Source organism: Pelosinus sp. UFO1 (assembly GCF_000725345.1).
Classification (GTDB): domain Bacteria; phylum Bacillota; class Negativicutes; order DSM-13327; family DSM-13327; genus Pelosinus.
The window spans coordinates 1858480-1872085 of the sequence record NZ_CP008852.1 but is presented as its reverse complement, the minus strand read 5'-3'; the positions used below and the strand labels follow the sequence as shown (position 1 = coordinate 1872085).

21 protein-coding genes are annotated in these 13606 nt (G+C 34.9%); 11 read left to right on the top strand and 10 right to left on the bottom strand.

The window, feature by feature from the left end; translation table 11 throughout:
- Positions 1–38: 38 nt before the first annotated feature.
- Positions 39–599: a hypothetical protein gene (locus UFO1_RS24030; RefSeq protein WP_051788865.1), complete on the bottom strand. Its 561-nt coding sequence runs from the start codon at positions 597–599 to the stop codon at positions 39–41.
- A 265-nt stretch (positions 600–864) separates the two neighbouring features.
- Between UFO1_RS24030 and UFO1_RS08560 the strand changes: the two genes are divergently transcribed.
- A complete protein-coding gene (locus tag UFO1_RS08560; RefSeq protein ID WP_038670037.1) occupies positions 865–2160 on the top strand; it encodes a hypothetical protein in 1296 nt (431 codons plus the stop codon).
- Between the two features lie 112 nt (positions 2161–2272).
- On the opposite strand, the gene UFO1_RS08555 is transcribed toward UFO1_RS08560, so the two are convergent.
- Both UFO1_RS08555 and UFO1_RS08550 read right to left on the bottom strand, forming a co-directional pair.
- Complete coding sequence (locus tag UFO1_RS08555; protein ID WP_038670036.1) at positions 2273–2728, bottom strand: hypothetical protein; 456 nt, start codon at positions 2726–2728, stop codon at positions 2273–2275.
- A 93-nt stretch (positions 2729–2821) separates the two neighbouring features.
- Positions 2822–3049, bottom strand: a complete 228-nt coding sequence (locus tag UFO1_RS08550; protein ID WP_038670035.1) for a hypothetical protein — start codon at positions 3047–3049, stop codon at positions 2822–2824.
- A 64-nt stretch (positions 3050–3113) separates the two neighbouring features.
- On the opposite strand from UFO1_RS08550, the gene UFO1_RS08545 reads away from it, so the two are divergent.
- The 4 genes from UFO1_RS08545 (at position 3114) to UFO1_RS08530 (ending at position 5454) form a co-directional block, all read left to right on the top strand.
- A complete protein-coding gene (locus tag UFO1_RS08545; RefSeq protein WP_038670034.1) occupies positions 3114–3626 on the top strand; it encodes a hypothetical protein in 513 nt (170 codons plus the stop codon).
- 17 nt (positions 3627–3643) lie between these two features.
- Positions 3644–4207, top strand: a complete 564-nt coding sequence (locus tag UFO1_RS08540; RefSeq protein WP_038670033.1) for a hypothetical protein — start codon at positions 3644–3646, stop codon at positions 4205–4207.
- Between the two features lie 111 nt (positions 4208–4318).
- Entirely contained in the window at positions 4319–4822 is a 504-nt protein-coding gene (locus tag UFO1_RS08535; RefSeq protein ID WP_038670032.1) for a hypothetical protein, read from the top strand.
- A gap of 122 nt (positions 4823–4944) precedes the next feature.
- Positions 4945–5454 (top strand): hypothetical protein, encoded by a 510-nt coding sequence (locus tag UFO1_RS08530; RefSeq protein ID WP_038670031.1) that lies wholly within the window; start codon positions 4945–4947, stop codon positions 5452–5454.
- 101 nt (positions 5455–5555) lie between these two features.
- Here the strand turns inward: UFO1_RS08530 and UFO1_RS08525 are convergent, their stop codons facing one another.
- The 3 genes from UFO1_RS08525 to UFO1_RS25155 all read right to left on the bottom strand — a co-directional run bounded on the left by UFO1_RS08525 (position 5556) and on the right by UFO1_RS25155 (position 7567).
- Complete coding sequence (locus tag UFO1_RS08525; RefSeq protein ID WP_038670030.1) at positions 5556–5951, bottom strand: single-stranded DNA-binding protein; 396 nt, start codon at positions 5949–5951, stop codon at positions 5556–5558.
- A complete protein-coding gene (locus tag UFO1_RS24025) occupies positions 5866–6933 on the bottom strand; it encodes a hypothetical protein (protein ID WP_051788864.1) in 1068 nt (355 codons plus the stop codon). Before UFO1_RS24025 ends, UFO1_RS08525 begins: the two co-directional genes overlap by 86 nt.
- Before the next feature lie 457 nt (positions 6934–7390).
- A complete protein-coding gene (locus UFO1_RS25155) occupies positions 7391–7567 on the bottom strand; it encodes a hypothetical protein (RefSeq protein WP_158442783.1) in 177 nt (58 codons plus the stop codon).
- Between the two features lie 116 nt (positions 7568–7683).
- Between UFO1_RS25155 and UFO1_RS08515 the strand changes: the two genes are divergently transcribed.
- A complete protein-coding gene (locus UFO1_RS08515; RefSeq protein WP_038670029.1) occupies positions 7684–7917 on the top strand; it encodes a hypothetical protein in 234 nt (77 codons plus the stop codon).
- Here UFO1_RS08515 and UFO1_RS08510 read toward each other — a convergent pair.
- Positions 7914–8186 (bottom strand): hypothetical protein, encoded by a 273-nt coding sequence (locus tag UFO1_RS08510; protein ID WP_038670028.1) that lies wholly within the window; start codon positions 8184–8186, stop codon positions 7914–7916. The genes UFO1_RS08515 and UFO1_RS08510 overlap by 4 nt on opposite strands.
- A gap of 715 nt (positions 8187–8901) precedes the next feature.
- Here UFO1_RS08510 and UFO1_RS25420 point away from each other — a divergent pair.
- Positions 8902–9048 (top strand): hypothetical protein, encoded by a 147-nt coding sequence (locus tag UFO1_RS25420; protein ID WP_173406213.1) that lies wholly within the window; start codon positions 8902–8904, stop codon positions 9046–9048.
- Positions 9049–9263: 215 nt separating this feature from the next.
- Here the strand turns inward: UFO1_RS25420 and UFO1_RS08505 are convergent, their stop codons facing one another.
- Complete coding sequence (locus tag UFO1_RS08505) at positions 9264–9509, bottom strand: hypothetical protein (RefSeq protein WP_038670027.1); 246 nt, start codon at positions 9507–9509, stop codon at positions 9264–9266.
- 71 nt (positions 9510–9580) lie between these two features.
- Here UFO1_RS08505 and UFO1_RS08500 point away from each other — a divergent pair, with 71 nt between their 5' ends.
- The gene (locus UFO1_RS08500; protein WP_038670026.1) at positions 9581–10330 is read left to right on the top strand and encodes a hypothetical protein; all 750 of its coding nucleotides are present in this window, start codon (positions 9581–9583) and stop codon (positions 10328–10330) included.
- Positions 10331–10690: 360 nt separating this feature from the next.
- Here UFO1_RS08500 and UFO1_RS08495 read toward each other — a convergent pair whose 3' ends face one another.
- Both UFO1_RS08495 and UFO1_RS08490 read right to left on the bottom strand, forming a co-directional pair.
- Positions 10691–10942, bottom strand: coding sequence for a helix-turn-helix domain-containing protein (locus UFO1_RS08495; RefSeq protein WP_038670025.1), 252 nt, complete (start codon positions 10940–10942; stop codon positions 10691–10693).
- Between the two features lie 57 nt (positions 10943–10999).
- Positions 11000–11203, bottom strand: coding sequence for a helix-turn-helix transcriptional regulator (locus UFO1_RS08490; RefSeq protein ID WP_038670024.1), 204 nt, complete (start codon positions 11201–11203; stop codon positions 11000–11002).
- A gap of 172 nt (positions 11204–11375) precedes the next feature.
- Between UFO1_RS08490 and UFO1_RS08485 the strand changes: the two genes are divergently transcribed.
- The 3 genes from UFO1_RS08485 to UFO1_RS08475 all read left to right on the top strand — a co-directional run bounded on the left by UFO1_RS08485 (position 11376) and on the right by UFO1_RS08475 (position 13534).
- Complete coding sequence (locus UFO1_RS08485) at positions 11376–11819, top strand: helix-turn-helix domain-containing protein (protein ID WP_038670023.1); 444 nt, start codon at positions 11376–11378, stop codon at positions 11817–11819.
- A gap of 21 nt (positions 11820–11840) precedes the next feature.
- Positions 11841–12260: an ImmA/IrrE family metallo-endopeptidase gene (locus UFO1_RS08480; RefSeq protein WP_038670022.1), complete on the top strand. Its 420-nt coding sequence runs from the start codon at positions 11841–11843 to the stop codon at positions 12258–12260.
- A 65-nt stretch (positions 12261–12325) separates the two neighbouring features.
- The gene (locus UFO1_RS08475) at positions 12326–13534 is read left to right on the top strand and encodes a site-specific integrase (protein WP_038670021.1); all 1209 of its coding nucleotides are present in this window, start codon (positions 12326–12328) and stop codon (positions 13532–13534) included.
- The last annotated feature ends 72 nt before the right edge of the window (positions 13535–13606 follow it).

Genomic DNA, 13606 nt, shown 5'->3' with positions numbered 1-13606 from the left:
GAAAAGCATCCCACAAAGGGATGCTCTAATTTTTATACTCATTTTTTAATCAAATAATCATCTATATCATTAATAAACAAGCGTAATATATCTCCTTTTTTTATTCCTGACGATTTATGTCCTAAATCATTACGAATAGCAATAAGAACATTTTCCAAAAGAAATAAATTATCTGTTGATTGGCTGGACTTCATAATATTTGTTCTAAATAAGGACCATTCTTTAATAACTTCATTTGATCCCCAAAGCAAGACCATCTCTGTAAATTTCCGAATAAATTCTACTTGCTCACTTTCTGAAAGTCTTTCTTCTTCTTTTTCAGGTAACAACTTAAAAATAAAAGTAATAAGTTCTTGATACATCGGAGTTCTTTTAACTCGTTGTTCTTGACTGACTATATATTTTCTTTCAAAATATTTTCCCAAAATAACAGTAATCAAACTTGCAAGAACAACTGAAATACCTGCAATTATAGGAGCTATTATTTCTTTCGGCAAACCAACGAAGATATTAATAACATAAATGGCAGCTTGATAAAAATACCATAAACATATTGCAAAAATGCTAATCGCTAATAATGCATATATTTTATCTTTCATATAAGTAACCCCTTTTCCATTTTCATACATACTTCTACAAAAAGGATTACTTCCCTGCAATGCAAAAAGCCGCCCATCACAAGCGGCTTAATCTTTTTTAACTTATTATCATTTTATCACAGGTAAAGTCAAAAAAACGTCGCCAGTTTTTCGCCTTGTTAAGAATTGTATGATTTAATGAACAGCCTCCTTATTGAGTAGCTCCTATAACAGGTTTTTTTCTTTATATGTCGAAGATAAAAGAAACTACTCGGGAGGATTTTTCATGTTGCCAATTACATCATATATAAATCAACTTATTAACCAGCTAGATTTTCATTATTTGCGCATAGAGAAAGAAGCTACTTTAATCCAAGAATCATCTTTTTATTTTAAGCAAGAAGAAGGAAAACACTTTATTGAGGCTGTCATTTTCTTTGTTCATTATATTCTTACAACCTCAGAATTGAGGGCTGAGTTTGATTTATTATTAGGAATCACCGAACAAAAAAGAGCAGAATACCTCAATAATAATATTGTTAAAATAAAAGAAGCATTACAGATAATCGGGAATTTTTTCTTGGAAAACTCTGAGTATATGAATAAGATCCGGGAACTAGATACAAATAGTTGGAGGCTACCGAGCCCCCATGAAAAAGATTATTTTAATTTTATGCAAATAGAACAATTCTTACATCTTTGTAAAGATTGTTCTAATATAAAAAGATTTGATTATCGAATATTGTCTAGGATAAAGGGTAATCTATTGGGCAACGGTCAAGGCATACCAGGCATAATTAAAGAGGGAATATGTCCTGAAGCAGACTGGAATACTCCACCGTTCGGTGAAGCCGTTTCATTAGTGACTAAATCAGTAAATGAACTCGAAAAAATAGAATTATTTGAACATAGCTTTGGCGGTAGTAAATCAGTTGAATATTTAGCAACTATTTACGATTGGTATATTAATAAAGAATTCACTGGATTTAAGATTGATTTACAAGAATGCATTAGAAATTGTGATATTTTATATAATTATCTCAAACACAAAATGAGTACTCATCTAAGTAAGCAGGCTGTAATTAAGCGTTTTATCACTTATATGGAGCTTTATTCTCGGGAGGATTCCATTTTAGAAAATGATAAATATTCCGAGAAATTTTTTCAGAAAGAGTTTGAACGGTTTTCCTTTTTACACGGTCTATATCCTATATCAGAAGCCCAACTCAATGGCGCACGGATTGATACCCTCTTAACTACACCAGATCAATCTTTTCTATGCGAACTCAAACAAATAGGATTCGGTAGCGAGTCCTTAGGGAAAATGAACCAATCTAAACTTATTGAAAAACTAAAGCATGCCGTGACGCAATCACACCTCTACAAAGACCGTTTGGCAGGTTATCCTGCTTTACTAACTGATATTTATATTATTGGTATATCCAGGGTACCGTTTAAACTTGATAAAGACTATGTGGAATATAACAATACAACTTATCATTTTCATATTATAGATTTGTCAGGCCTTGCACCATCTAAGCTACAACCTATTACTATAAGTATTAGGGACGTTTTCGCATAGAACTATATCTAAGGCCCCCCCTGGAATTTCCATTCGAATTAATACAACACTATAAAAAACAAAAAGAGGCGGATCGAAACCGTCTCTTTTTTACGTATAGAGTATGTGTAATCTATATTGCTTCCAATGCTGAAACACCAAATAATGCCACTGCAAATTTTTTAATTGCTTTATTTTTTATTTCATACACTGATTGCTTATGGCTATATCCCAACTCTTCTGCAATCTTTTGCTTAACCTTCTTTTCAACATACCACATATATAATAAATTCCTGTATATCTCACAACCTGTGTCCTGACTAATAGTATCAAGTACATTATCTACCTTCGCAATTTCTTCCATTGTCCGCTCTTTCATTTCTTGCCACACCTGTAATTGATACATTTGATTCAGTGTATTGCACGGCTTACCTGCCCGTATTCCTGTAATATCCATAGACACAGCAGACATATCATTAGGTGCTGTTTGGTTTACTAACTTGCTAATCATATAATCCGCATGTTCTATGCTTTGGTGTAGTTCCCTGTAATATCGTAAGTAGTTTTCTGCCTCCTTAATACAATCCATGTCTTATACCCCCACATCATTATTCACTTTATTACATTCCAAAGACTGTGTTTATTAAACACCTATAGGGAGGTCTTAGCCTCCCTTTATAAATTAGATCACTCTTGCTAAATTACTTAGTGTCTCTACTACTACCATAGGTTCAGGCATTTGTTTACCTATCTGGCAATACCATGGCTGCATAACCTTGATTACTTCTTTTGCTTTAACTTCTATTTTCTGTAGACGTTCTATTTCGTCCAGTAAGGCTGGAATATCTTGTCTACTATGAGCCAAATTATCCCCCCGCCCACGAATCTCCGCTAGTTCTTCTTTAGTCATTATGCTCGCCTCCTATTATTTATGGTGATTATTGGCTATAATGGATTAAAAAGGAGATGTTAATTTGAAACGTATTGCCTTATTTATATTGGCCTTACTATTTTTATTATCACCTACTACATTTGCTCAAGAGGAAACTACTTATAATGGGGATTATTTTACCGTTACTTTTCCTGGAGAAGAATGGATAATATCTAACGACGGCAAACAAGGATTCTTACTTGCTAGGCGGCAACACGGTTACCCGATTATAACGATCGAGAAGTTACCTATATGGCACCAGAATATAGACGATGTGATGCTGAATGCTCAAAAACACACCTCATATTTGAAAGTCCATATAAAAGATCTTATATTAGAAGAATGCGGAGCAACTTATATTGATAATAGAGACGCTAGGTGGGATTTATATACTAGTATTTCTAGAAAAAGATTCTATCTTAGCTATTACGTCAATAGTTCTCAATATTACTATCGCGTGGATGTTTCTGGCGATTACTCTGGAGACTATAATGAAATAAAAGCTGAAAAGGAGATTATTGATAAGATAGTATCTAGCATTAAAATACTAAAGTAACCTGAGGAGGCTCTTATTTGAAACGCATATTATTTCTAGTGTTAATTCTTATAACTTTTAGTTTACCGTATGCCTTTGCATCCGATATGACCGTGTACGAAAACAACGATTACCATTTTAAATTTTCTCATCCCTCTGATTGGAAAGTAAGTCAACTTAAAATTGAAAATCTTTCTATTATTGGACTAAGCCCTTTAAGAAAAGATCCCCTCAATTCATCAATACCTACTTTTGAAGTAGATGTTCAAAAGTATCCAATAAATAGTGATGAAGTCTTTTCAAGTCAATCTGTTAATAAATTAATTAAAGACTTTCAGGAAGATCCTTTAAGTAAAAAAATATCGGCCGATATAATAGTTGCTGATTATTTTGTTACACACCTAAAAGATAAAAAAGCTATTTTTATTAGAGCAACCGTACTTATGCCCTTACTAAGCGACAGTAAATTTGTTGAGGAACGATACGTTCTTTTTCATAACTCTAACCGTTATGATATTAGTATTTGCGGAACACTCGATGACTTAAATAACAATCGAAAAATTATGGAATTGATTTTAAACTCCTTTGAGTTTGTGCAATAAAGATATTTATCTTTTTTTCTTTTTAAGATCCGCTATCATTCGAGTATTCGAAATACAAGATCATACTATTTCTCTCTATAAGTAACTTAATGCGAAAAGGAGATGCCCCAGTTGTTGAAATTACTTTATATCGTATGGTTTTTATGCACACCCATTTTTTACGTAGGAATAAGTCTCTGGTTATTCATTAACAGAAATGAAAGTATGCGAGGCAATAAGAAGCTCATGCGTATTCCCTCTGCTAACACATTGCCGATTTTTGGTTATCACAAGACAGCAGAACCAGCACCAATTTTTCAGACAAAAACATTTCGGGCCATAAGCCTATTTTTAGCTGTTGCTTTTGTTTTTCTTATGATTGAGGTTAGTATCCCCTATATAAAAGATATTCCCGTTTTGATAACTGGAAATTACGAGTATATTGAAGGAACTCCTCAAAAGATCTGGCATAAGAGTAAAAGTTTTACTGAATATGTCCAAATAAACGGATTAAATATTGAGTTTCCTTTTACTTCTACCATGAAAGAGGGGAAAAATTATCGCGTTAAATATCTTCCTAATAGCAGATCCGGTCTTTCTGTGGAACAACTACCAATGAAGAATAACTTGATATAGACTCAAATTGATCTATCCCGCCCTCCCCAATATAACTTCTCTCTTACCATACAATCTGCTTACATTGCAATTTATAAGCAACCTCAACAAACTCGAGGTAAAAACAAAAGGATGTGTTCAAATTGCTTCGCACGCTTATACTCTCATTGCTTCTTCTAATTTTTCCAAGCATCACTCATGCAGGAACAACACAATTAATGGTATCCCCTTCTGAAGACACAGTATTGAATAAATCTGCTAACCTTATAACTGTTGATAACGGATTTCAAATATTAGTTCCCTCAGATTGGAATTTTGATGGAAAAACCTTTAAATCAATAGATTCATCTCTGGCAATTCTTGATTGTTCAATACTTCTTTTTAATGACAATGATTCGATGCGAAGAGCACGTTTTGAACCTATAGGCACAGGAACAACCGTCAGAAGTATTAAACAAATCCACGTTGGCAATTTGGACGGCAAATCATGTGAATTATTAATTCCTAAGGGGCAACCCATGGATTACATGCTAATATACTCATTGTATGGAGATAAGAAAATTTTTCTGTTGATATTCTCCTGCAAGAAGGATGACTATGAATATGCTAACTATGCCATCGAAGCCATTCTGAATACATTGAAACCCATCTAGCTTGTATTAGTAGTCCACTCCTAGTAGTAATGTTTAACTATCACGCCCCCGCCGCATGAGCTTCTTTGCTTTGTTTATATTCCTCTTTCGTGAGGGCTTACCTAAAAAGGGATTTCTTCCTCAGGATGTATTTCATATCCAAACCCATCCATTGGACTTTGCTTGCTAGTTGTGGCAGTGTTACTGGATGGGTTCTTTGTATCTAGAAATTCTATGTTCTGAGCTACTACGTCCGCAGCTCTCCGTTTTACTCCATCCTTTTCATAGTCACGGATCTGAAGGCGGCCTTCTACCAATACCCTACGACCTTTTGTAAGATTGTTACCGCAAACTTCGGCTAACTTGTCCCAAACTACTACAGGTATAAAATCGGCTCGTTTATTCTCTCCATAGCCTGTGTCTACGGCTACACTAAAAGAAGCTACTGCTTTGCCCGTTTGGGTATATCTGACTTCGGGATCGCGGGTTAGTCGCCCGACTATAATTACTTTGTTCAAATTTTTCGCCTCCTTTTTTCTTGCCCTTACAAAATGCACAATCAGTATAGTAAGGGGTTTCGCTTGGTCTTTTGCAAATTTCGCAATGTGATGATAATGTACGCCAGATTACACCACATTCCTGACATTCCATTTTTACCATTGGTCTTATATAATCAACTACCCGCCCCTTGCCGTTGCATTTTAGGCAATAGTCTCTTGTGGTAGGTCCTGGTATGCATTTCATGACTCTAGCCCCTCTGCAAGTTATTTGACTATTTTTATCTGGTATTTTTATCATGCGGTAAAATAGGTACGGGTAATTGCTTTCTGTTGTTCCACGTTTTATAAATGCTATGTAATACCCCTTAATCGGTTTTGGTTCTTTGAGCCAGCTACTAGCGGATACTGTTTTTATTTCTGGTACTGGATGGATTAAGTTTTTGCTGCTGGTCCACCGTAGGCCATGTACTTTATCATCAGTGTTGAAAGTATTGTTGCTTTCTTTGATAAAATAACTGGCTAGTCGTTCGCAATCTTCTGGTTCTCCTATGAATGTTTGCATTTTCATAAATCCTAAATCCCAATACTTTTTAACGTATTTAACGCTTAGCCCAATGTTATTGATTAATATGTGATGATGTATGCGACCTTTTTTATACTCGGTGACTGCTATGTATTTTAGTACGGCTCCCGCCTTTTTCCAAAGGCAACGTAATTTATCAAGATATTTGCTTAGATGTTTTTTGGCTTCTTCTGGTTTTGGTTCTTCCATTTCTTTCCCATATGTGCAGGTTAGGTAAAGATCGTCAGCATTGAAGTTGGCACTTATGAGATAATATAGTTTTTCATATGCCCTTCTTTCATTGCATTTTGCTTGTGGTGCTGGTGTAGGATTTTGATTTTCTCTTCTTGGTCTTTTTGTTGAGTTATTTCTAACTGTGTGATACTTGGTAGTGTCTATTACCTTTCCAGCTTTCATTGTTTTCTTCTTATACGACATGTAATTTCTCCCATTTCTAACTATATTTTTCAATTAGGTATATTTTATTGATTATGAAATATACTACTAATAGAAATGGTATAGTTTTGTCCTAAGATTAATTAGTTTTATCAAGTTTATTACGGCTTCGAGAGCCGTTTTTTATTGAGTTTTTGTCGTATGTAGAGTATAATTAAAGCAAGATGATTTTATATCTACAAACGATCTTTTTAGGAAACGCTTACAACTATTTGCCGTAGTTGTAAGCGTTTTTTATCACTTTCCGAATTGTATCTTCCAATACTTTTCTAAACCCTTTAATACTTTTTTCTTCTTATCCCATGCTGGAGCTGGTGGACGTTGCTGAACTGATAAAACTAATTCCACTTTCATACACCCTCCATTGACTGTAGAAATACGGTGTGATACAATCCAATTAACTGATTTCTTAAGGGCCACTCTGCAAAGTGGTCTTTTTTTATACCCCAAAAGCTAAACACGCACCGATTAAAAAACATGCAACTGCTATAATTCGCAATAACATATCCCACAACGTTTTAAAGAATCCCCATTTACTCGGTTCTTCTACGGGCTTACAAACCTGCCTAATCACCCCACAGTTAGCGACATTAATCACTCTTCGCTGTTGTAACACTTTGTATCACCTCCTTTAAGATGCATAGGCATACTCTAGACTGGAGAAGTATGGACTGACTTACAGGAAACTTTTACCTCTTTGACGAAATATGTTATTAAAAGGAGGTGATACTTATGGATCTTTTGGCATTTATTAAAACATTACCATTAGAAACTTTTACAAACAGAGGTTCTATGGTTACTTTTGATAAAATTTTTACTGGTTTGAAAAATCGAAACGGTTTTGACAATAAAGACCTGTTAGAAGTTAAACTAAAAGAACTTGCTAAGGCTGGTCATTTAAAAATGCATCGCCTTGACGATGATAATGACGAACATGATGTGCTCGTAGGCGTTTCATTCGATTAATTTTTTGCATGTGTAGCATAGACTTTTGCCAACGCAATTATTTCCTTAAAGTCCTGTACATTTTCTATGCTGTATTTCTCTGTTAGGAACTTTACAACATCAGAAATTAAGCTTAATTGTTCGTGTACTTCGCCAAAAGCTTCGTCTTTAAAAAACATATTCACGACTTCTTCACCAATCATATATTGCTTTTTAAATTCTGCTTTTTGATTTTTTAATTGGTTTTGAGTTCGCAGCTCATTATCAATTATTTTTTTACTCTCTTCCATCTACCCGCACTCCTTTCTTTGCATAAAGTTTGCTGCATGCGCATATACTAGGCTGGGATAGTCTGCGCTATTTTCGTCATAGCAAAACACAGCGCCACTATCTTTATTTTGGATAATATCATCAATCACCATATCATTGACCGTGTGGCCAACCGTATATTTTTTACCTAATGTAGTGGTGACAGTTACAGATTGAATACGTATTAAGCACCCTCCTTGACCGCCATTATGCGATATGCTACAATTTTATTAACTCAAATTTTCTTAAGGACACCTCTGCAAAGGTGTCTTTTTTCATTTTCCAAGCGCAAGGACAAAACCAGTAACAAAGCTCACAACAGCTAAAAGTCCTAATACTAAATCTTTGATTTCAGTTAAAACGGTTTGCTGTTTGTCTGGTGGCGCTACTCTATTTACCTGCCGATATTCACCTATATTAACTACTTTACGTTGTTGTAATATTTTCCTCACCTCCTTTTGATGCAGGCTGCAAGCCCGTCCATCTTTCTGGTATGCTTTGCGATCATACGACTGACTTCATCACTAGGCTTTCGACCGTAAATTAATTTCAGGTTGTGGACCACCTTCCTTTCAAAGTAATACTGAATTCTGGCTTCACGGTTGCAGGACAAATGCTTCACCTCCTAACCTTACAAATTATTACAAGGATATTTATTCCTTTTTGTCGAAGTGCCACCCTAAAGGAGGTGATACTATGATTATTGATTTTGATGAACGAAAATTTAAAAATGAAGTTAGAAGTCAAGCTATAAAAAATGGAGCAAGTTCTAGTGATGCAGATAAGCTAGCATCAATGGCTTTGGCAGCTGTAATAAAATCAAGTAAATCCGTTAAACAATAAGTCTGCTTTATTCCAGCAAGTATAAATTGCTTGCTGGTTTCTTTATTTTCACCTCTTTAGTATAATTTCTGAGGAATATGGGGATGATATGATGGGGAAGTTTGCGGAGTTTTCGATGATAAAAAAATTAATAAATCCTCTGCATCTTGGAAGCAACACTTGATTTCCGCCATCATTTTTGGATTACCATTCAATAGATAATAGCAGGTGCTGCCCTATCCTACTTGGGATGGAAATAATTCATAACCAAATTTGCTAATTAATGCTCCTGTTGTAGGGCATTCGTTATGCCCACAATTAAACCGTCGATTTAATTTCCAACAGTCACATTCTTCAACCACTTTTTGACCACAATAAGAGCAGAAATTACCGGAACTATATTCTTTACTACACGATGGACACGTTCTTATTTCCCTATCGTCACTATTACCAATAGTGGCGTTTTCTTTTTGTGTTGACATTTATTTTCACCTCCTTATATAGGGAATTTATGGTTTTTGTCGAATTGTTAATTTAGAAAGAGGTGATATTATTGGCAACCATCAAAGATTCAATTAAAAGAATGAATAAAATGGCTAATCAATTTAGAAGACTACATGAATTTGCAAGTATGGCTGAAAAGCTTAGCTATCAGTCAAAAGCGGTACAAGCCGACTTTTCCAATCCTGCTATACAGTGGGCCTACCAGACTGCTACTGTAAACAATCATTGGGCTACTATCAGCACCATTTCTACCGCAATGCAGCCGGCTATGCAGGCACTGTCACACTATAATCGTTTAATTTCTCCAATCCAAATAAGCCAGTTAGCCATGCCTTCTTTTTCTGTGGATATATCATCTGCAATGAGCATATTTCATCAGCAGGCTACCATGATGCAAAATGCTTTGCCGCCAAACTTTGCACAGATGTTACCACACATTCAAGACTGCTTGTACGACTTACAACCTACATTCGAAATAATAAATGAAACTCCGATTGCAGTTAAGAAAGTTCTTCAACAGGAAATAGACAATATAGAAACATTGGAAGATGATGATATTTTTCATTCTGATGTCTTCTGGGAAAAAGCATCAGACGAAGTACGAAATTATGTGTTTGTATTAACAAATTCTATTTCCGAGAAAATAACGCAACCAAATATTGAAAGTTTGCTGAATGTATTTGCAACTCTTGCTTCTATTGAAACAAATGAATCTAGAAAACAAATCTTAACTGTTATTGTTTATGCTCTCTGTCAAATGACAATTGCTTTTATACTTACGGGTACGAAAAAAGAATGATTGAATTTGAAAGCCGTATTTCGTCTGCCAATGATTTACGCTTTCTTATCATTTAGAATTTCATCCAACAATTCATAACATCTTAGGGGTATTACTATTGCCGACATGCAAATAAAAGTTATAATATGCAAAATAGTATCCATCAATTTTTCTTTTTCTCCTTAATTACATGTATAGTTTTAATGATCCAGTAAAAGCTAAGCGCCATTCCCATGAAGCTCCAACTTAATGTGCTTAGCGCCTGTAGCGATATTGTTTGCTCACTCATTTATATTTTCACCCCCCTACGCATAATACCGAATACATACGCATATACTAACCTGGGAAAGTCTACGTGGTTTTCGCTGATAAAAAAATACATTAGTAAATTTTTTGCATTTTAGCAGCAATCCCCGATTTTCTGCATTGTTTCGGTATTGCCATCTTGAGTGATTTTTGTGGTCTTTCGGCCACTATTTTTTTATGCTCGGATTTCCATGCTTCATAATCGCTTAACTCAATGTATACTCGCCTACCGATTTGAATGACCGGCAAACCATGACGATATATCCAAGTATCTACTATTGCCTTTGATATATTTTTTGTTTTTGCAAAGTCTTGGACGGTTTGCATTTGACTTCACCTCATTTTCTGATTCACATTAATCATAACTTGCGTAAACGTAAGTTATTAAGTAAAAAAAATTTCCCCTATTTTACACATATCAAGATTTAATAAATCTTGTATTTTTTTTATTTCAATACGTGTAAAGTCACTTGAACCATTAATCTTTCGATATAATGTCGAGGTATTAAGCCCTAAAAAATTAGCTACATCCTCCATATTCATTCCTGCAGCAATTATGCTAGCTTTAAATTTATGCTTATTGAACAATAAAGATCACCCCTCCATTTATTACGTTTACGCAAGTTCATATTAACATATCTATTTTTCTTAGTCAATACGTTTACGCAAGTTATTCGATCGTTTTTATAAAAAATTATTGCAAATACGCAAGAATTAATGTAGAATAGGGATGCAATTATAAAATAAAGAGGTGCAGCTAGTGGATAAATCTTATTTAAAAGAACGACGATTACAATTAGGTTTAACGATGCTTGAAGTTGCAAAAAGGGTCGGAGTAAGCGAAGCAACCATATCTCGATGGGAATCAGGGGATATAGATAATATGAAGAGAGATAAGATAGCCCTCTTAGCTAAAGCATTGGAGATATCCCCACTTCTAATAGTTGGAATTGATGAAGATGATAACACTAAAAAGCCGTCGTCCCTCCCACCTCTCACCCCCAGAGACGAACGAAGCATAAAGAAAAAATTAGAATCTGTTTTAAATGACCTTATGCCGGATAGCGCTCTTGCGTACTATGACGGTGATGAACCAATGAGTGACGAAGACAAAGAATTACTTCGTATCTCCCTTGAAAATACAATGCGCCTAGCAAAACAAATGGCAAAGCAGAAATTTACACCTAAAAAATTTAAGAAATAGCCTCAAGGGAGGATTTCATAAATGATAAAAGCAATTGTTGAAAAGTTAATAGAAAAGCATAAAACAAATTGTCCATTCACACTAGCTAAAAATTTGAATATTAATATCTTATATGAAGATTTGGGAAGCACTATGGGATACTTTAGTAAGGATTTTAGATTTAAGTTTATTCATATTAATCAATCTCTTAATGAAAAAGAAAGTATTTTTACATGTGCTCATGAACTCGGACATGCTATCTATCATCCAGATGTTAATACTCCATTCTTAAAACGTCATACACTATTTTCAGTTGATAAGGTTGAACGTGAAGCCAATACCTTTGCTGTAGAACTACTATTGCCCGATAAACTATTACAGGAACACGCTGATCATAGTGTATTTAATTTAGGAAAGTCAGTAGGAATCCCCACTAAATTAATACATTTAAAAGATACATAGAAAGACACAGCCCCACTATGATGGACAAGCTGTGTCTTTACTAATAATTAAATTGAGGTGATATTATGCCGTCTAAAATTAGGAATCGCGGCAACAACAATTATCAATTTTTTGTACCAAATGGGTATGACGCTACTGGTAAGCAGCAAGGTTTCATCAAAACTGTCACCGCCTCCAACCAGACAGAAGCTAAAGCGCTCTATGACTTATTTCTTCGTGATTGTGTGCAAGGTAAAGTTCTTGCATCAAGTATTGAAAAAATGACACTTAGCCAGTTTTATGATTACTGGAAAGAAAAATTTGCTATTGCACGTTATGCAAAAACAACAATGGCTTGTTATAACCAGGTGTTTGTTCGTATAAATGCCGCATTAGGACATTTGCGAATAGATAAGATTAAGCCTATTCAGTTGGTTGATTTCTTTGCTCAGCTTTCTAAACAGGACGCAAAAAATAACGATACACCGTTCACTGATCGAAGTATCGCTAAATATCGAGAGTTATTACAATTACTCTTTTCTTCTGCCCTAAAGTGGGAGCTCACTACCTCTAACCCGTTAGAAAAATTAGACAAACCCCGCACGAGGAAGAAACAAAAAGAAATACCCACTCAAGAAGAAGTTGTTAAATTCTTTGATTGCCTAAGTAAAGCACCATTAAAGAGTCAATTGATGTGTATGCTAGCCTTTGCTGGTGGATTAAGACGAGAAGAACTTTCGGCACTAAAGCAGGGTGATTTTAATGCTGAAAAAAATACCGCAAAGATTGAACGAGCAGCGACATACATTCCAGGAGAAGGAATACATATAGGGTTAACTAAAACAAATAACAGCGAAAGAACTATATCTCTCCCAATCTCGGTTATGAAATTAAGAGAGAGTTATAATGCGGAAATAAAAGCCCTTGCTATGCGAAGAGCAAAACGTAATAAAGTAGTCCTTCTAGATGATCCTATCAGTAGTGATAAGTGGCTCTTTTCTCAACCAGATGGAAGTATTGGTCACCCACACGCATTGAATTCATTCCTGAAGAAATTCTGCTTTGAACATGATTTATTTAACTTTACACCGCATTTACTAAGACACTTACACGGTTCTTACCTTTTACGTAATGGTATGGATATTGCAGCAGTAAGTAAAAGCTTAGGACATTCAAAAAAATCCTTTACCCTTGATACCTATATTCACACCATTGAAACTATCGAAGATGAAACAGCCTCAGTCATGCAAAATGTCTTAAGTAGTATAAAAAGTCAAAAAAAACATGCTAAATAAGCCAGTCCTCACACAGCGAACATTTTATAAAAATGTCCATATTAAAACGCTTCAAGGGGCAACATAAGGTGC

Bases quoted from the DNA above. Each gene is read 5' to 3' on its own strand.
- UFO1_RS08550 (WP_038670035.1), bottom strand. From the start codon at position 3,049: ATGACTAAAGAAGAACTAGCGGAGATTCGTGGGCGGGGGGATAATTTG.
- UFO1_RS08480 (WP_038670022.1), top strand. From the start codon at position 11,841: ATGATAAAAGCAATTGTTGAAAAGTTAATAGAAAAGCATAAAACAAAT.
- UFO1_RS08475 (WP_038670021.1), top strand. From the start codon at position 12,326: ATGCCGTCTAAAATTAGGAATCGCGGCAACAACAATTATCAATTTTTT.
- UFO1_RS08510 (WP_038670028.1), bottom strand. From the start codon at position 8,186: ATGGAAGAGAGTAAAAAAATAATTGATAATGAGCTGCGAACTCAAAAC.
- UFO1_RS08515 (WP_038670029.1), top strand. From the start codon at position 7,684: ATGGATCTTTTGGCATTTATTAAAACATTACCATTAGAAACTTTTACA.
- UFO1_RS24030 (WP_051788865.1), bottom strand. From the start codon at position 599: ATGAAAGATAAAATATATGCATTATTAGCGATTAGCATTTTTGCAATA.
- UFO1_RS08560 (WP_038670037.1), top strand. From the start codon at position 865: ATGTTGCCAATTACATCATATATAAATCAACTTATTAACCAGCTAGAT.
- UFO1_RS08495 (WP_038670025.1), bottom strand. From the start codon at position 10,942: ATGCAAACCGTCCAAGACTTTGCAAAAACAAAAAATATATCAAAGGCA.
- UFO1_RS24025 (WP_051788864.1), bottom strand. From the start codon at position 6,933: ATGTCGTATAAGAAGAAAACAATGAAAGCTGGAAAGGTAATAGACACT.
- UFO1_RS08555 (WP_038670036.1), bottom strand. From the start codon at position 2,728: ATGGATTGTATTAAGGAGGCAGAAAACTACTTACGATATTACAGGGAA.
- UFO1_RS25420 (WP_173406213.1), top strand. From the start codon at position 8,902: ATGATTATTGATTTTGATGAACGAAAATTTAAAAATGAAGTTAGAAGT.
- UFO1_RS08505 (WP_038670027.1), bottom strand. From the start codon at position 9,509: ATGTCAACACAAAAAGAAAACGCCACTATTGGTAATAGTGACGATAGG.